Below are 18297 nucleotides of genomic sequence, written 5' to 3'. Positions count from 1 at the left end.
GCGAGTGTCTGACGGTGGTTGCTCATGGGTGGAACGTTGACTATTCGGCACGGTTCAACTGTTTGCGCTGGTACTGCTCTTCGGAGTGTGGAAGGTGTGGGTGGGGGAGTCGTGTCGGGCGCGCTGTTGGGTGTCTGAGGGCATGGCCGCTTGGCTGGGTCTTCGGTGCCGGTCCCGGTGAACTCGCACGTATGTGGCGGGGTGGTGGGTGGCTGGTTGTTGTTTGAGAACTGCACAGTGGACGCGAGCATCTGTGGCCAAGTTTTTAAGGGCGCACGGTGGATGCCTTGGCACCAGGAACCGATGAAGGACGTGGGAGGCCGCGATAGGCCCCGGGGAGCTGTCAACCGAGCTGTGATCCGGGGGTGTCCGAATGGGGAAACCCGGCAGTCGTCATGGGCTGTCACCCGCCGCTGAATGTATAGGCGGTGTGGAGGGAACGCGGGGAAGTGAAACATCTCAGTACCCGTAGGAAGAGAAAACAACCGTGATTCCGGGAGTAGTGGTGAGCGAAACCGGATGAGGCTAAACCGTATGTGTGTGAGACCCGGCAGGGGTTGCGCATGCGGGGTTGTGGGAGCTTTCTTGATCGGTCTGCCGGCCGGTCGGTGAGTCAGAAACCGTAGTGGTAGGCGAAGGGCATGCGAAAGGCCCGGCGTAGAGGGTAAGACCCCCGTAGCTGAAATCATTGCGGCTCACTTGAGAGCCACCCAAGTAGCATGGGGCCCGAGAAATCCTGTGTGAATCTGGCGGGACCACCCGTCAAGCCTAAATATTCCCTGGTGACCGATAGCGGATAGTACCGTGAGGGAATGGTGAAAAGTACCGCGGGAGCGGAGTGAAATAGTACCTGAAACCGTGTGCCTACAAGCCGTGGGAGCGTCGCATCAAGTGCTTGCACTTGGTGTCGTGACTGCGTGCCTTTTGAAGAATGAGCCTGCGAGTTTGCGGCATGTTGCGAGGTTAACCCGTGTGGGGGAGCCGTAGCGAAAGCGAGTCCGAATAGGGCGTTGAGTAGCGTGTTCAAGACCCGAAGCGGAGTGATCTAGCCATGGGCAGGGTGAAGCGGCTGTAAGAGGTCGTGGAGGCCCGAACCCACCAGGGTTGAAAACCTGGGGGATGACCTGTGGTTAGGGGTGAAAGGCCAATCAAACTCCGTGATAGCTGGTTCTCCCCGAAATGCATTTAGGTGCAGCGTCGTGTGTTTCTTGCCGGAGGTAGAGCACTGGATAGGCGATGGGCCCTACCGGGTTACTGACCTTAGCCAAACTCCGAATGCCGGTAAGTGAGAGCGCGGCAGTGAGACTGTGGGGGATAAGCTCCATGGTCGAGAGGGAAACAGCCCAGAGCATCGACTAAGGCCCCTAAGCGTGTGCTAAGTGGGAAAGGATGTGGAGTCGCAGAGACAACCAGGAGGTTGGCTTAGAAGCAGCCATCCTTGAAAGAGTGCGTAATAGCTCACTGGTCAAGTGATTCCGCGCCGATAATGTAGCGGGGCTCAAGCACACCGCCGACGTCGTGTCATTGCAGCATGAAGCCTTAACGGGTGTTGTGATGGGTAGGGGAGCGTCGTGTGCCGGGTGAAGCAGCCGTGGAAACGAGTTGTGGACGGTTCACGAGTGAGAATGCAGGCATGAGTAGCGATACATGCGTGAGAAACGTGTGCGCCGATTGACTAAGGGTTCCTGGGTCAAGCTGATCTGCCCAGGGTAAGTCGGGACCTAAGGCGAGGCCGACAGGCGTAGTCGATGGAGAACCGGTTGATATTCCGGTACCCGCTTTGAAGCGTCAAACATTGAATCAGGTGATGCTAAGTCCGTGAAGCCGCCCTGAGCTCTTCGGAGTGTAGGGGAGTGGTGGAGCCGACGGTCCAAGCTTGTAGTAGGTGAGTGATGGGGTGACGCAGTGAGGTAGTCCAGCCCGGGCGGTGGTTGTCCCGGGGTAAGGGTGTAGCCCGTTGTGTAGGTAAATCCGCGCAACTTTTGGGGTGAGACCTGATGCCGAGCCGATTGTGGTGAAGTGGATGATCCTGTGCTGTCGAGAAAAGCCTCTAGCGAGTTTCATGGCGGCCCGTACCCTAAACCGACTCAGGTGGTCTGGTAGAGAATACCGAGGCGTTCGGGTGAACTATGGTTAAGGAACTCGGCAAAATGCCCCCGTAACTTCGGGAGAAGGGGGGCCACGCCTGGTGATGGGATTTACTCCTTGAGCTGGGGGTGGCCGCAGAGACCAGCGAGAAGCGACTGTTTACTAAAAACACAGGTCCGTGCGAAGCCGTAAGGCGAGGTATACGGACTGACGCCTGCCCGGTGCTGGAACGTTAAGGGGACCGGTTAGTCACATTTCGGTGTGGTGAAGCTGAGAACTTAAGCGCCAGTAAACGGCGGTGGTAACTATAACCATCCTAAGGTAGCGAAATTCCTTGTCGGGTAAGTTCCGACCTGCACGAATGGCGTAACGACTTCTTGACTGTCTCAACCATAGGCCCGGTGAAATTGCATTACGAGTAAAGATGCTCGTTTCGCGCAGCAGGACGGAAAGACCCCGGGACCTTTACTATAGCTTGATATTGGTGTTCGGTTCGGCTTGTGTAGGATAGGTGGGAGACTGTGAAGCGGACACGCCAGTGTTCGTGGAGTCGTTGTTGAAATACCACTCTGGTCGTGCTGGATGTCTAACCCGGGTCCGTGATCCGGATCGGGGACAGTGTCTGGTGGGTAGTTTAACTGGGGCGGTTGCCTCCTAAATGGTAACGGAGGCGCCCAAAGGTTCCCTCAGCCTGGTTGGTAATCAGGTGGTGAGTGTAAGTGCACAAGGGAGCTTGACTGTGAGACTGACGGGTCGAGCAGGGACGAAAGTCGGGACTAGTGATCCGGCGGTGGCTTGTGGAAGCGCCGTCGCTCAACGGATAAAAGGTACCCCGGGGATAACAGGCTGATCTTCCCCAAGAGTCCATATCGACGGGATGGTTTGGCACCTCGATGTCGGCTCGTCGCATCCTGGGGCTGGAGTCGGTCCCAAGGGTTGGGCTGTTCGCCCATTAAAGCGGTACGCGAGCTGGGTTTAGAACGTCGTGAGACAGTTCGGTCCCTATCCGCTGCGCGCGTAGGAGTCTTGAGAAGGGCTGTCCCTAGTACGAGAGGACCGGGACGGACGGACCTCTGGTGTGCCAGTTGTTCTGCCAAGGGCATGGCTGGTTGGCTACGTTCGGGAAGGATAACCGCTGAAAGCATCTAAGCGGGAAGCCTGCTTCGAGATGAGGACTCCCACCAACTTGATTGGTTAAGGCTCCCTGGAGATGACGGGGTTGATAGGCCGGATCTGGAAGCCCAGTAATGGGTGGAGGTGACCGGTACTAATAGGCCGAGGGCTTGTCCATAGAGGCTCGCGTCCACTGTGTGGTTTCTGAGACAGCAACCACGGGCACCCGCCCCCACTTTGTGGGGGTTGGTTGTGCCGGTTGTGTGTTTCATTGTGTTTCGGTGGTCATAGCGTGAGGGAAACGCCCGGTCTCATTCCGAACCCGGAAGCTAAGCCTTACAGCGCCGATGGTACTGCATGCGGGAGCGTGTGGGAGAGTAGGACACCGCCGAACTAAACATAAGGCCGTGGTCCCTGAATTTCGATTCAGGGACCACGGCTTTTTTGTGTACTGTTACCCGGAGTTCATGTTGCGCCGACAGCATCCGCTCTATGGGGACTACACAGTTGACCGCAGCCGGCATCGGCGCGGGGAACGACGTGGTGGTGCCGTCGTTCGGCGGTGCCGAAGTGGCCCAAGCCGTGCGGCAGCTCGGAGCACGGCCGGTCTTCGCCGACATCGACGCCCACACCTACTGCCTTGATCCGGATGCGGCCGAGGCCGCGATTACTCCTGAGACCGTCGCTTTCGTACCCGTCCATCTCTTCGGCCATCCCGCCGACATGACCGCGTTGCAGAGGCTCGGTGCGCGTACAGGAATACGTGTCATCGCCTGGGAGCCGTTGCCCCGGGCCGACGCAGTGGACGCCGTGCGCAGGCGGCAGCATGCCGCGTATCTCGGGCGCCGCCTCAGCGGAGTGGTTGCTCCTGAAGTTGAAAGGGAGGCCGAGCATGCCTTCACCCGGTATGTGGTCCGGGTTCCGGGCAATGGGCGGCCCGACCGGGATGCCTTCCGCAGGGCTCTGCGGATGAGGGGTATCGAGTGCGAGGTGCCGGTGCGGGCGCCCGCGCACCGGACTCCCGAGTTCAGGACGGCCGTTCGGCTGCCGGAGGCGGAGCGGGCGGCCGACGAGTGCCTCGCGCTGCCTCTGGCGGCTTCCATGTCCAAGAAGGAGCTCCAGCAGGTCATTTCGGCCTGCAACGGGCTCGGTGGGCTGCTTCAGGAGCGCGCGAGCTAGAGCGGAGGGCCGCCGGCGGGGCAGGTCTGGACGGGGCGCGAGGGAGCGTTCGTACGCGCCCCGGAGATCGGGTAAGATCTTTCCCGCTGACCGCGCCCCAATAGCTCAGTCGGCAGAGCGTCTCCATGGTAAGGAGAAGGTCAACGGTTCGATTCCGTTTTGGGGCTCTGCGCAAGCGAGTTGAAGGCCCCCGCCAATCGGCGGGGGCCTTTTCTCGTCTGTGCTTTCTATTCGGGGACGCGCATGGCGAGGATGGCCATGTCATCCGAAGGAGCGTCGTTGGCGAAGCGTTCGACGGCACGCATGATGCGCGCCGCGACCGCGCCTGCCGTCAGCCCCGTACAGCTGGTGAGCACGTCGGCCAGGCCGTCGTCGCCGAGCATCCGGGTGCCCTCGCGGCGCTCTGTGACGCCGTCGGTGACGCACAGGAGGACATCGCCCGGGTCGAGGGACACCGTCTGCTCGTACAGCTCCAGGTCCTCCATCACGCCCAGCAGCGGCTGGGGGTCGGCGGCGGGCTCCACGGAGCCGTCCTGGCGCAGCCGCAGGGGGAGCGGGTGGCCGGCGCAGACGACCTTCAGTTCGACGCTTCCGTTGTCCTGGGGGCGCATCTCGCCGTACAGGAGCGTCAGGAAGCGGCTGCGGGCGCCCTCGTCAAGGATCGCGGTGTTCAGCCGCTCCAGGACCTCTGGGCCGCTGAGGCCTTCACGGGCGAGCAGGCGCAGTGCGTGCCGGGCGAGACCTGTGACGGCGGCTGCCTCGGGGCCCGTGCCGCAGACGTCGCCGATTGCGAAGCCGTAGGTGCCCTCGCTGATCTCGAAGAGGTCGTAGAAGTCGCCCCCCACCTCGTTGCCTTCACCGGCCGCGCGATAGATGACCTCGCGCTCGACTCCGCCTGTGATGTCGGGCAGTTCGGGCGGCAGGAGGCTGCGCTGGAGGGACTGGCTGATGGCGGTGCGTTCCGAGTACAGCCGGGCGTTGTCCAGGGCGAGCGCGGCCCTGCGGGAGAGGTCCTCGGCCAGCTCCAGGATTTCCTGGCGGAAGCGTTCGTCCGTGGGTTTGCCGAGGGTGAGCATGCCGATGACGCGGTTGCGGGCCACGAGCGGCAGGACGACGGTCTCGCCGCCGACCGCGGCGGCTGTGGCGAGGGTCGTCCCGGGGGAGAGGTGGTGATCCTCCTCGTTCATCACGACGCTGCGCAGTGAGGTACGCAGGGCGGCGGAGTGTGCGGCGTCGGTCGGTGCCGTCCACATCCGGGCGCCGGGAGTGGGCACGGGCTCGGGTGGGCTGACCTTGGCGAGGAGGGCCTTGAGGTTGTCGATGCGGTCCTCGTCCTCGTGCAGGACGTAGGACAGCTTGGGGTCGGAGCCCTGGTCCGCGACGGTGTAGACGGCGCACCAGGTGGCCAGGGTCGGGACCGTCATCTGGGCCATGAGGGCGAGCGTCTGGTCGCGGTCGAGGGTGCCGGCGAGCAGATCGGAGGCCTCGACGAGGAAGGAGAGCGAGCCGCGGCGCAGCCGCTCCAGCTCGGTGAGGCGGGCGCGTTCGACGGCGAGAGCGATGCGGTCGGCGGCGAACTGGAGGCGCAGGGCCTCCTCGTTCGTGTAGCGGCCCGGGGCTTCGGTGGCGACGCCGAGTGAACCGGTGAGCCTGCCTTCGACCTTGAGCGGCACGGTGACCACCGAGCGCATGCCGGTGCCGGCGAGGAGGGGGACGGCGCCCGGCACGACGGTCAGGTCCTCGTGGACGGAGGGCATGCGCGCCGAGCCGTACCGGCCGCTGCCCGCCTCGACGGGCACGCGGGCGAACCGCTGGCGGGCCGAGGGGAGGCCGGTGGAGGCGCGGACCTCCAGCTCGGTCTCGTCGTCGGTGGCCAGCAGCAGGTAGGCGGCGTCTCCGTCGAGCATGTCGCGGGCGCGCTCCACGGTGCGCTGGAGGAGGCCGTCGAGGTCATCGGGGGCCGGGGAGCCGATGAAAACCTCGAACGGGTCGCTGGAGGACTGCTCTTGGGAGTCACCGGCGCTGCCGGTGTTGTCGTGCGAATGAACGCGGGGCGGGGACTGGAGGACGGCGCGTTCGTGCTCGCGCACCAGGAGGCAGACGGTGGAGGGCTCCCCGTCGCTGTCGCGTACGCGCAGGTGGGAGGCGTAGACGGGGATCGTGCGGCCGTCGGCGCCGCGCATGCCGTAGGAGCCCTCCCAGCGGGAGAGGCGCAGGGCCTCGGCCACGCCGGTGCCGGTGCCGGGCGTGTGCGGCCAGGCGGCGAGGTCGGTGAGGGGCTTTCCGACGACCTGTTCGGCCGGGTAGTCGAACAGGTCGGCGGCATCCTCGTTCCAGGAGCTGATCGAGCCGCTGCGGTCGACCTGGATGACGGCGACGTGGACGCGGGTGTCGGTGACGGGCAGTGCGGTGTCGGGGAGCGCGGGTCCCGCGGTGCGGGTGCCGACGGGGCGCTCGGGCAGGTCGAGGCGGAACCAGACGCGCTTGTCGGCCGCGGTGTAGTCGACGCCCCAACGGGTGGCCAGGGCCGAGCAGAGCAGCAGCCCGCGGCCCCCTTCGCGGTCGGGGCTCACGGGCTGCGGGTTGTGTTCCTGGAGAGGCAGCTCGCGCTCGGGATAGCGGTCGATGATCTCGATGCGTACGCCGTCCTCGTCGCGCAGACACAGCACTTCGGCCGCCGTGCCGGCGTGGACGACCGCGTTGGTGACCAGTTCGCTGGTCAGGACGACGGCGTCGTCGACGATGTCGGCGAGGCCCCAGCCCTGGAGGGTGTCGCGTACGAAGCCGCGTGCGGTGGCGACCGAGCGGCCTACCGGCTCGAAGGTGGCGGCGGCTCGCGCGGTGATCACTGATCTCCCCATGGATGTCCTGTCGGCCAAGCGCACGGGTGTGCGCTGCGCGGTCAGCGCCGCAGTGGTTCCCGCGTCGTCGATCGGGTCTTCGTCCGGGCGTAGCGGTCCGGGGGAAATCCCGGTGGGGGTGCCCCCACGCCCGGCGCCCTGTTCTTGCGTCACCGCAGCGCCCCTCCATCGCCCTTCGTACTTACATCGCTGCCCCCTGTGAAGTCCCCTACCCAATGGACCCGGCGGGGCACCCCCGTCCGAGAGGGAGGGGTGTACGGACAGCCGGGTGCCAGGTTACTTACGTTCGCATGGCGCGTGGCCGCCGGATGCGGGTGATTTCGGTCCGGGCCCGGAACGGGTGCGGTATGCCATGCTGCCGAACTGTTATCGCCGGGTTCGGTCAGGGTGAAACACTGGGAAGGCTCGGAGTAAAAGGTCCGGGCAGTGAAGGTCGACCCGCAGGAGGGACAGTGGAGTCTGGCGCAGCGGCGCGTAGCACCAACACGCGCGCGAAGGGCGGACGGTCCCGGAAGAACGGGACGATCGAGGTCGAAGCGGCCTCCGTCAACAAGCTCCTCACCGCGCTGACCGCGATGCGCGACGGCAACTTCCGCAAGCGTCTCACTGTGACGGGCGACGGCCCCATGGCAGAGATCGCCGCGGTCTTCAACGAGGTCGCGGACCAGAACCTGCATCTGACAGGTGAGCTTTCGCGAGTGCGGCGGGTGGTCGGGCGTGAGGGAAAACTCACAGAGCGGCTACAGACCGGCACCTGCGAAGGCTCCTGGGCGGCGGCGATCGACGCGGCGAACGCGCTGGTGGACGATCTCGTGCGGCCCGTCTCCGAGGTCGGCAGAGTGCTGTCGGCGGTCTCGGACGGTGACCTGGAGCAGCGGATGGATCTGCGCTCGCGGGGCAACGAGGGAGGCGGCCACCCGCTGCGCGGGGAGTTCCTGAAGGTGGGCCGTACGGTCAACGGGCTGGTCGATCAGCTGTCCGCGTTCACGGACGAGGTCACCAGGGTCGCGAGCGAGGTCGGCACCGAAGGGAAGCTGGGCGGCCAGGCGCGGGTGCGGGGCATGTCCGGCTCCTGGAAGGACCTGACGGACTCCGTCAACACGATGGCCTCGCGGCTGACGGCTCAGGTGCGGGACATCGCGCTGGTGACGACCGCGGTCGCGAAGGGAGACCTGTCACGCAAGGTGACGGTGCACGTCGCGGGCGAGATGCTGGAGCTGAAGAACACCGTCAACACGATGGTCGACCAGCTCTCCTCGTTCCAGTCGGAGGTCACCAGGGTCGCGCGTGAGGTCGGCACCGAGGGCGAGCTGGGCGGTCAGGCGCGGGTGCAGGGCGTCGCGGGGGTCTGGAAGGACCTGACGGACTCCGTCAACCTGATGGCGGGCAACCTCACCTCTCAAGTGCGCGAGATCGCCCAGGTGACCACTGCGGTGGCCAACGGCGACCTGTCGCAGAAGATCACGGTGAACGCGCGCGGCGAAGTCGCGCAGTTGGCCGAGACCATCAACGCGATGACGGACACGCTGCGCACCCTGGCCGACGAGGTCACGCGGGCGGCCAGCGAGGTCGGCACGGACGGTGTGCTGGGCGGCCAGGCGGCCGTGCCGGGGGCCGCGGGGATCTGGAAGGACCTGACGGACTCGGTCAACACGGCCTTCCGCAACCTGACGGCTCAGGTGCGGGACATCGCGCAGGTGACGACGGCGGTGGCCAACGGTGACCTGTCGCAGAAGGTGACCGTCGATGTCTCCGGCGAGATGCAGGAGTTGAAGAACACCGTCAACACGATGGTGGATCAGCTGTCCGCCTTCGGCGCCGAGGTCACCCGCGTCGCCCGGGAGATCGGCGTGGAGGGCGAACTGGGCGGCCAGGCCGCCGTGCCGGGCGCGGCGGGCACGTGGAAGGACCTGACCGATTCGGTCAACACCGCGTTCCGCAACCTGACCGGTCAGGTCCGCAACATCGCCCAGGTGACGACGGCGGTGGCCAACGGCGACCTGTCGCAGAAGGTCACGGTGGACGTCTCCGGCGAGATGCTCCAGCTGAAGAACACCGTCAACACGATGGTGGATCAGCTCTCTTCCTTCGCCGAGCAGGTCACCAGGATGGCCAGGGACGTCGGTACGGAAGGCAGGCTGGGCGGTCAGGCGCGGGTGGACGGCGTCTCGGGCACCTGGAAGGACCTGACCAACTCCGTCAACTTCATGGCGAACAACCTCACCTCTCAGGTGCGTCAGATCGCCCAGGTGACCACGGCCGTCGCGCGCGGTGACCTGTCGCAGAAGATCGAGGTCGACGCGCGCGGCGAGATCCTGGAGCTGAAGAACACCATCAACACGATGGTCGACCAGCTCTCCGCCTTCGCCGACCAGGTCACCCGCGTCTCCCGTGAGGTCGGTACCGACGGCAGGCTGGGCGGTCAGGCCCAGGTGCCGGGTGTCGCGGGCGTGTGGCGGGACCTGACGGATTCGGTGAACGGGATGGCGGGCAATCTCACCACCCAGGTGCGCAACATCTCGCAGGTGGCGACCGCTGTGGCGCGTGGTGACCTGTCGCAGAAGATCGATGTGGACGCGCGCGGCGAGATCCTGGAGCTGAAGACCACCCTGAACACGATGGTCGATCAGCTGTCGTCCTTCGCCGAGCAGGTGACCCGGGTCGCGCGCGAAGTGGGCACCGAGGGCATCCTGGGCGGCCAGGCCGAGGTCAAGGGTGTCTCGGGCACCTGGAAGGACCTCACCCAGTCCGTCAACTTCATGGCGAACAACCTGACTTCGCAGGTGCGCAACATCGCGGAGGTCACCACGGCGGTCGCACAGGGCGATCTGTCGAAGAAGATCACCGTGGATGCCAAGGGCGAGGTTCTCGCGCTGGTGACGACGGTCAACACGATGGTCGACACGCTCTCGTCGTTCGCCGAGCAGGTGACCCGGGTGGCCCGCGAGGTGGGCACCGAGGGCCAGTTGGGCGGCCAGGCACGGGTGCGGGACGTCTCCGGCATCTGGAAGGACCTGACCGACAACGTCAACCTGATGGCCAACAACCTGACCGGACAGGTCAGGAACATCTCCCAGGTCGCCACGGCGGTCGCCAACGGTGACCTGACCAAGAAGGTCACCGTCGAGGCCAGCGGCGAGATCGCACAGCTCGCCGACACGGTCAACACGATGGTGACGACGCTGTCCTCGTTCGCCGAGCAGGTCACGCGCGTGGCCCGCGAGGTGGGCACGGACGGCGTGCTGGGCGGCCAGGCGCGGGTGCCGGGCGTGGCGGGTACGTGGAAGGACCTGACGGAGTCGGTGAACTCCATGGCCTCCAACCTGACGGGCCAGGTCCGCCAGATCGCCATGGTCACCACCGCCATCGCCAAGGGCGACCTCACCAAGAAGATCGACATCGAGGCCAACGGGGAGATCCTCCAGCTCAAGACGACCATCAACACGATGGTCGACCAGCTCTCGTCGTTCGCCGAGCAGGTGACCCGGGTGGCCCGCGAGGTGGGCACCGAGGGCCAGTTGGGCGGCCAGGCGCGGGTGCCGGGCGTCGCGGGTACGTGGAAGGACCTGACCGATTCCGTCAACGAGATGGCGGGCAACCTGACCCGTCAGGTGCGGGCCATCGCCGAGGTCGCCACCGCGGTGACGCGGGGCGACCACAACGTGCGCATCGACGTGGAGGCCGCGGGCGAGATCCTGGAGCTCCAGGGTTACATCAACACGATGATCGCCAACCTCCGTGAGACGACCCTCGCCAACCAGGAGCAGGACTGGCTCAAGGGCAACCTCGCGCGGATCTCCGGTCTGATGCAGGGCCGCCGTGATCTGCGGGACGTGGCGGGTCTGATCATGAGCGAGCTGACGCCGGTGGTCTCGGCGCAGCACGGCGCCTTCTTCATCTCGCTGCCCACCGGCACGCCCGAGGGCGCGGTCGGCGTGGGTGCGGGGCCCGGCGAGGACGGCTCGTACGAGCTTCGGATGCTGGGCAGTTACGGATACTCCACCGACAGCATGCCCACCTCCTTCCGGCCCGGTGAGTCCCTGGTGGGGACGGCCGCGAAGGAGAAGCGCACGATCCAGATGGGCAATGTGCCGCCCGGATACCTGAAGATTTCCTCCGGGCTGGGTGAGGCCCCGCCCGCGCATGTGGTCGTGCTGCCCGTCATCTTCGAGGGCACCGTCCTGGGCGTGATCGAGCTGGCGTCCTTCCAGCCGTTCGGGCAGATCCACAAGGACTTCCTGAACCAGATCGCGGAGATGATCGCGACCAGCGTCAACACCATCAGCGTCAACATGCGAACCGAGCGGCTGCTGGAGCAGTCGCAGGAGCTGACCGCACAGCTCAAGGAGCGCTCCGGCGAGCTGGAGAACCGGCAAAAGGCCCTCCAGGAGTCCAACGCGGCGCTGGAGGAGAAGGCCGAGCAACTCGCCCAGACCAACAGCGACATCGAGATCAAGAACAGGGAGATCGAGGAGGCCAGGCAGGTCCTGGAGGAGCGCGCCGAGCAGTTGTCCGTCTCGATGCGCTACAAGTCGGAATTCCTGGCCAACATGTCGCACGAGCTGCGCACCCCGCTCAACTCGCTGCTCATCCTCGCCAAGCTGCTGGCCGACAACGCCGACTCCAACTTGTCTCCGAAGCAGGTGGAGTTCGCCGAGACGATCCACGGCGCGGGCTCCGACCTGCTCCAGCTGATCAACGACATCCTGGACCTGTCGAAGGTCGAGGCGGGCAAGATGGACGTCAGCCCGACGCGCATCGCGCTGGTGCAGCTGGTGGACTACGTGGAGGCGACCTTCCGGCCGCTGACGGCGGAGAAGGGCCTGGACTTCTCGGTGCGGGTCTCGCCCGAGCTGCCCGCGACCTTGCACACGGACGAGCAGCGGCTGCTCCAGGTGCTGCGCAACCTGCTGTCCAACGCGGTCAAGTTCACCGACACCGGCGCCGTGGAGCTGGTGATCCGGTCGGCTCGCACGGATGTTCCCGACTCGATTCGCGAGCAGATGCTGGAGCACGGCTCACTGCGGGACGCGGACGCCGATCTGGTCGCGTTCTCGGTGACGGACACCGGTATCGGGATCGCGCAGAGCAAGATGCGCGTCATCTTCGAGGCGTTCAAACAGGCCGACGGCACCACGAGTCGCAAATACGGCGGCACGGGCCTGGGCCTGTCCATCAGCCGGGAGATCGCCCGACTGCTGGGGGGCGAGATCTACGCCGCCAGCGAGCCGGGCCGGGGCTCGACCTTCACGCTCTACCTGCCGCTGCATCCCACCGAGTTGCCGCCGCAGGGCTATCCGCAGCTCGCCTCGGGCGCGACGCTCGCCATCACCGCGGCGGCGGGGACCGGCGCGGCGGCTGCCGAGCCCGTGGAGACGGCTGAGGGGCCCTCCACGGGCGGCGAGGCCGGTCCCTCGACCGCGCAGGAGGCGGCCGAGGAGGCAGCCCACTCTCTGGCCGACAGGCACCGTAAGAGGGACGCCTCGGGGCAGGCGCGGCCCGAACTGCCGCCGGAGGCACGGCCGGTGGCTCCGGCGTCGCAGAACGGCACGGGGCCGGACGCCGGACTTCAGTCCGTGGAGTATCCCGGGTCCTATGAGGAAATCGGCGACCATCCCGTCCTCGATCCTGCGGCGGACCAGGGAGACGGCATCTACGGCAGCCTGGTGTCCTCGGCGGCCGGCGTCGGCGGGGGCGACCTGGCCGGCCGGAAGGTGCTCATCGTCGATGACGACATCCGGAACGTCTTCGCGCTCACCAGCGTGCTGGAGCAGCACGGTCTTCAGGTGCTCTACGCGGAGAACGGCCGGGAGGGCATCGAGGTGCTGGAGCAGCACGACGACGCGGCCGTCGTGCTCATGGACATCATGATGCCGGAGATGGACGGCTACGCCACGACGGCGGCCATCCGGAAGATGCCGCAGTTCGCCGGGCTGCCGATCATCGCGCTGACGGCGAAAGCCATGAAGGGCGACCGGGAGAAGAGTATCGAGTCGGGCGCCTCGGACTATGTCACCAAGCCGGTGGACACGGATCACCTGTTGTCCGTCATGCGGCAGTGGATGGAGGGCGGGTGAATATGACACCGTGTCCACTGAGGGCCACATGCTGACTCAGTGTGGTCAGGCACGTGTGGAAACGCGGTAAACCGGGAACCTTTTGGTCCCCTGGGGCGTTTCTGCTTCGTGCACAGTGACATCACGGTGACAGGGTGTGGCGGACCGCAGGGTGCGGCTACCATGACCGGCACAAGGACGGGCGGCGGCGACAGAGAGCCGCTCCCAGGGGCGGCGTCCGAGGGGCTGCCGGGGCGAGGAGGACGGGCCATGGTGCAGAAGGCCAAGATCCTCCTGGTCGATGACCGGCCGGAGAATCTGCTGGCGCTGGAGGCCATTCTCTCCGCGCTCGATCAGACGCTGGTGCGGGCATCGTCAGGGGAGGAAGCGCTCAAAGCGCTGCTGACGGACGACTTCGCGGTCATTCTGCTGGATGTTCAGATGCCGGGCATGGACGGCTTCGAGACAGCGGCGCATATCAAGCGCCGAGAGCGCACCCGTGACATTCCCATCATCTTCCTCACGGCCATCAACCACGGGCCGCACCACACCTTCCGCGGCTACGCGGCAGGCGCGGTCGACTACATCTCCAAGCCCTTCGACCCCTGGGTGCTGCGGGCCAAGGTCTCGGTCTTCGTCGACCTCTACATGAAGAACGTCCAACTGCGCGAGCAGGCATCCTTGCTGCGCCTCCAGTTGGAGGGCAACGGAGCCCCACAGGGCGGTGAGACGCACGAGGAGAGCGGCGAGGCCCCCGGGCTGCTGGTCGAACTCTCCGCGCGGCTGGCGGCCGTGGAGGAGCAGGCTGAGGCGCTCACCAAGCAGTTGGGAGACTCGGCCGACGCGGCCACGGCGGCGACCGCCGCACACCTGGAGCGCAAACTCACCGGGCTGCGCAGCGCACTTGACGCCCTGGAACCCGGGACGGGCGGCGGCCCCTCCGCGCAGGTGCCGTCCCAGAACTGACCTCCGGGGCGCTTCCGGCGCCCCGGCCCTCCGTGCCTCGGGTGCCCGGCGCGGGTAACCTCACCCCTATGCCCTCACGTGCGTCGGGAACAGGAAAGGCAGCCAAGAAAGCCCCAGCGAAGAAGGCTGCCGCGAAAAAGCCCCCGGCGAAGAAGGCCCCCGCCAAGAAGGCGCCGGCCAAGAAGCCGGCGGCCAAGGCGAAAGGCAAGAGCGCGCCGAAGCCCGCCCCTTCGCCCACCGGTGGCCTCTTCCGGCTGGTGAAGGCGTGCTGGCTCGGCCTCGCTCACGCGGTCGCCGCCGTCTTCCGCGGCATAGGGCGCAGCGGCAAGGCCCTCGACCCGGCACACCGCAAGGACGGCCTGGCGCTGCTGCTGCTCGGCCTGGCGCTGGTGGTCGCGGCAGGCACCTGGTCCAACCTCCAGGGCCCGGTCGGCGACCTGGTCGAGATGCTGGTCACCGGCGCCTTCGGCCGGCTGGACCTCCTGGTGCCGATACTGCTCGGCGTCATCTCCGTACGGCTCATCCGGCATCCGGAGAAGCCGGATGCCAACGGCCGTATCGTCATCGGGCTTTCGGCGCTGTTGATCGGCGTGCTCGGGCTCGTGCACATCGGCTGCGGGGCGCCCGGCCGGGGTGGGGGCGGCGACGCGGTGCGGGACGCCGGCGGCCTCATCGGCTGGGGGGTCTCCAGCCCGCTGATCTCCACCGTCGGCGAGATGCTCGCGGTGGCGCTCCTGGGCCTGATCACCGTCTTCGGCCTGCTCGTCGTCACGGCCACGCCCGTGAACGCCATCCCGCAGCGGCTGCGCGCGGCAGGAGTCCGGCTCGGGCTCGTCCAGCCCCTGGAGCCGTACGACGAGGAAGACGAAGCCGCCGAGGACTACGCGGCTTCCCCGTCCCGCCGCTCGCACAGCATGCGCAAGGACCATCTCGACCCGGCGCTCGCCGAGAAGGAAGCGCTCGACCGCCGGCGTACGGCCCGCAAGGGCAGGCGCGGCGCCGGCACCCAGGATCCGCTGCCCGAGAGCGCCTCGGCCGCAGGGGCGATCGGTGCCGGTGCGGGTGACGGCGAGCGGACGCTGGACGCGGTCGACGTGGCCGCCGCGGCTGCCGCCTCGCTGGACGGCGCCGTGGTCAACGGGATCCAGCCCTCCCCGCTGGTCGCCGACCTGACCAGCTCCGTGTCCAAGGCGCGCGCCAAGGGGCAGCGCGCGGGCGCCGCCGGACCCGTGGCGCCGGACGAGGACGAGCACTCCGGGGGCAGCCCCGTACCCGACCTGACCAAGGCCCCCGCGCCGCCCGAGCCCGCCGAGCTGCCGCCGCGTGCCGAGCAGCTTCAGCTCGCCGGAGACATCACCTACTCGCTGCCCTCCCTCGACCTGCTGGACCGGGGTGGGCCCGGGCGTACCCGCAGCGCGGCGAACGACCAGGTGGTGCAGTCACTGACCACGGTGTTCACCGAGTTCAAGGTCGACGCCGCCGTCACCGGCTTCACCCGTGGCCCCACCGTGACCCGCTATGAGATCGAGCTGGGCCCCGGCGTGAAGGTCGAGAAGATCACCGCGCTTGCCAAGAACATCGCCTACGCCGTGGCGAGCCCGGACGTGCGCATCATCAACCCGATTCCCGGCAAGTCCGCGGTGGGTATCGAGATCCCCAACACCGACCGCGAGATGGTCAGCCTCGGCGATGTGCTGCGCGCCGCGGAGGCGTCCGGCGAGGAGCACCCGCTGCTCGCCGGGCTCGGCAAGGACGTCGAGGGGGGGTATGTCTCGGCCAATCTCGCGAAGATGCCGCACATCCTGGTCGCCGGTGCCACCGGATCCGGGAAGTCCTCCTGCATCAACTGCCTGATCACCTCCGTGATGGCCAGAGCGACCCCCGAGGACGTACGGATGGTGCTGGTCGACCCCAAGCGGGTGGAGCTGAACGCCTACGAGGGCATTCCCCACCTGATCACGCCGATCATCACCAACCCCAAGAAGGCAGCCGAGGCTCTCCAGTGGGTCGTGCGCGAGATGGATCTGCGCTACGACGACCTGGCGGCGTTCGGATTCCGCCACATCGACGACTTCAACGAGGCGGTGCGCTCGGGCCGGGCCACGGCCCCCGAGGGCAGCGAGCGAGAGCTGGCCCCGTACCCGTATCTGCTGGTCATCGTGGACGAGCTGGCGGACTTGATGATGGTGGCTCCGCGCGATGTGGAGGACGCGATCGTGCGGATCACCCAGCTCGCGCGCGCGGCGGGCATCCATCTGGTGCTGGCCACCCAGCGGCCCTCGGTGGACGTGGTCACCGGTCTCATCAAGGCGAATGTGCCCTCCCGCCTCGGCTTCTCCACGTCCTCTCTCGCCGACAGCCGGGTCATCCTCGACCAGGCGGGCGCCGAGAAGCTCATCGGCAAGGGTGACGGGCTGTTCCTGCCGATGGGCTCCAGCAAGCCGGTGCGTATGCAGGGTGCCTTCGTCACCGAGCGCGAGATCGGCGTCATCGTCGATCACTGCAAGTCACAGATGGCGCCGGTCTTCCGGGACGACGTGACCGTCGGACAGGGCCAGAAGAAGGAGATCGACGAGGAGATCGGCGACGACATGGACCTGCTCTGCCAGGCGGCGGAGCTGGTCGTCTCCACCCAGTTCGGCTCCACCTCGATGCTCCAGCGCAAGCTGCGGGTGGGTTTCGCCAAGGCCGGGCGGCTGATGGACCTGATGGAGTCGCGGGGAGTGGTGGGGCCGAGCGAGGGCTCCAAGGCGCGGGATGTGCTGGTCAAGCCGGACGAGCTGGACGGGGTGCTGACGGTGATCAGGGGCGGCGGGCAGTAGGCGCCGCACAGCGGGGCGCCGGGCTGGGAGCCCGGTGTGGCCGGGTACGGCGCGGCCGGGCGGCGCGGTCAGGGGCGGCCGAGCTGGGGCTTGTGGGGCTCGCAGAGCGCGTTCGGGGCGCGCCGGCGGGGCGCGCGCCCCGCCGGGCGGAGGGCACTGCCTCACTCGAAGGAACGAGCGAGGCAACCGTTTCCGCAGCCCGTACGTCAAGTTGAGGGAAAGGGTGGGCTGGGGCGCCGCGCACCCGTCAGCAGCCATACATATGGCGTACAAAGTCGCTCCGCCCGCTTGCCCCACCCTTTTGCCCCGCCCCTAGACTGAACCTCCAGCAGGTGGCTACACGCTCGAAAGGCGCCCCCGTGTCCATCGGCAACTCCCCCGAAGAGGACCGGCCTTCGGTCGGTCGAGCCCTCCACCAGGCCCGGATCGACGCACGGTTGACCGTGGACGAGGTGAGTACGTCCACGCGGGTGCGAGCCCCGATCGTGCAGGCGATCGAGCAGGACGACTACTCACGGTGCGGTGGGGACGTGTACGCGCGCGGCCACATCCGTACCCTCGCCCGAGCTGTCGGCCTCGATGACGCCGCGCTGGTCGAGCAGTACGACGCGGAGCACGGCGGCCGTCCGGCGCCGACCCCGCCCGGAACTCTGTTCGAAGCGGAGCGCATCCGTCCCGAACCCCGCAGGCCCAACTGGACGGCGGCCATGGTCGCCGCCATCGTCGCCGTGATCGGGTTCGTCGGCTTCACCCTCTTCAGCGGAGGCGACAGCGAATCCGGCAAGCCCGTCGCGGAGGACACCCCCTCGCACAGCCCGTCCAAGAGCGGATCGGGCAAGCCCTCCCCGTCCAGGACCAGCGACCCCAAGCCCTCGGAGAGCGCCATCGCGGGCGCACCGGCCGACAAGGTCACCGTGCGCATGACGGCGGAGCGGGGCAACAGCTGGGTCTCCGCCAAGGACCACAACGGACGTCAGATCCACGAAGGCGTCCTCAAGGAGGGTGAGTCCAAGACCCTCACCGACGACAAGCGGCTCGACCTGGTGCTCGGCAACGCCGGAGGCGTGAAGGTGTTCGTCAACGGCAAGGAGGTCAAGCACGTCGGCGAGGTCGGTCAGGTCCAGCGTGTCAGCTACACGCGGGGTGACCCCGAGGCCGGGTGACCCTCGCCGAGGCAGGGTGACCCGGGAGTGCGGTGAGCTGCGGGGGCGG

Annotated in this window: 6 protein-coding genes, 1 tRNA gene and 2 rRNA genes; 8 read left to right on the top strand and 1 reads right to left on the bottom strand. The window is 67.0% G+C overall.

Annotated features, from left to right (window positions below; translation table 11 throughout):
• The first annotated feature begins 255 nt into the window (after window positions 1-255).
• The 4 genes from OHB04_RS11700 to OHB04_RS11685 all read left to right on the top strand — a co-directional run bounded on the left by OHB04_RS11700 (window position 256) and on the right by OHB04_RS11685 (window position 4547).
• Window positions 256-3379: ribosomal RNA gene (locus tag OHB04_RS11700) — 23S ribosomal RNA — on the top strand.
• A gap of 99 nt (window positions 3380-3478) precedes the next feature.
• Window positions 3479-3595 (top strand): 5S ribosomal RNA (gene rrf, locus OHB04_RS11695).
• 98 nt (window positions 3596-3693) lie between these two features.
• Window positions 3694-4380: a DegT/DnrJ/EryC1/StrS family aminotransferase gene (locus OHB04_RS11690; protein WP_326687615.1), complete on the top strand. Its 687-nt coding sequence runs from the start codon at window positions 3694-3696 to the stop codon at window positions 4378-4380.
• Between the two features lie 94 nt (window positions 4381-4474).
• Window positions 4475-4547: transfer RNA gene (locus OHB04_RS11685), tRNA-Thr, on the top strand.
• 60 nt (window positions 4548-4607) lie between these two features.
• Here the strand turns inward: OHB04_RS11685 and OHB04_RS11680 are convergent.
• Window positions 4608-7241 (bottom strand): SpoIIE family protein phosphatase, encoded by a 2634-nt coding sequence (locus OHB04_RS11680; RefSeq protein WP_326692684.1) that lies wholly within the window; start codon window positions 7239-7241, stop codon window positions 4608-4610.
• A 452-nt stretch (window positions 7242-7693) separates the two neighbouring features.
• Here OHB04_RS11680 and OHB04_RS11675 point away from each other — a divergent pair, with 452 nt between their 5' ends.
• The 4 genes from OHB04_RS11675 to OHB04_RS11660 all read left to right on the top strand — a co-directional run bounded on the left by OHB04_RS11675 (window position 7694) and on the right by OHB04_RS11660 (window position 18248).
• Window positions 7694-13318: a HAMP domain-containing protein gene (locus OHB04_RS11675; protein ID WP_326687614.1), complete on the top strand. Its 5625-nt coding sequence runs from the start codon at window positions 7694-7696 to the stop codon at window positions 13316-13318.
• A 249-nt stretch (window positions 13319-13567) separates the two neighbouring features.
• Window positions 13568-14263, top strand: a complete 696-nt coding sequence (locus tag OHB04_RS11670) for a response regulator (protein WP_326687613.1) — start codon at window positions 13568-13570, stop codon at window positions 14261-14263.
• Between the two features lie 68 nt (window positions 14264-14331).
• Window positions 14332-17085 (top strand): FtsK/SpoIIIE family DNA translocase, encoded by a 2754-nt coding sequence (locus tag OHB04_RS11665; protein ID WP_326807420.1) that lies wholly within the window; start codon window positions 14332-14334, stop codon window positions 17083-17085.
• A 359-nt stretch (window positions 17086-17444) separates the two neighbouring features.
• Entirely contained in the window at window positions 17445-18248 is an 804-nt protein-coding gene (locus tag OHB04_RS11660; RefSeq protein WP_326687611.1) for a helix-turn-helix domain-containing protein, read from the top strand.
• Window positions 18249-18297 lie beyond the last annotated feature (49 nt).

It is taken from the genome of Streptomyces sp. NBC_01775 (genome assembly GCF_035917675.1).
Taxonomy (GTDB): Bacteria; Actinomycetota; Actinomycetes; order Streptomycetales; family Streptomycetaceae; genus Streptomyces.
This window is presented reverse-complemented; position numbering and strand designations above follow the sequence as displayed.

Coding starts and splice junctions, on each gene's coding strand:
- OHB04_RS11690 (WP_326687615.1), top strand. CDS start 3,694: ATGGGGACTACACAGTTGACCGCAGCCGGCATCGGCGCGGGGAACGAC.
- OHB04_RS11680 (WP_326692684.1), bottom strand. CDS start 7,241: ATGGGGAGATCAGTGATCACCGCGCGAGCCGCCGCCACCTTCGAGCCG.
- OHB04_RS11670 (WP_326687613.1), top strand. CDS start 13,568: ATGGTGCAGAAGGCCAAGATCCTCCTGGTCGATGACCGGCCGGAGAAT.
- OHB04_RS11665 (WP_326807420.1), top strand. CDS start 14,332: ATGCCCTCACGTGCGTCGGGAACAGGAAAGGCAGCCAAGAAAGCCCCA.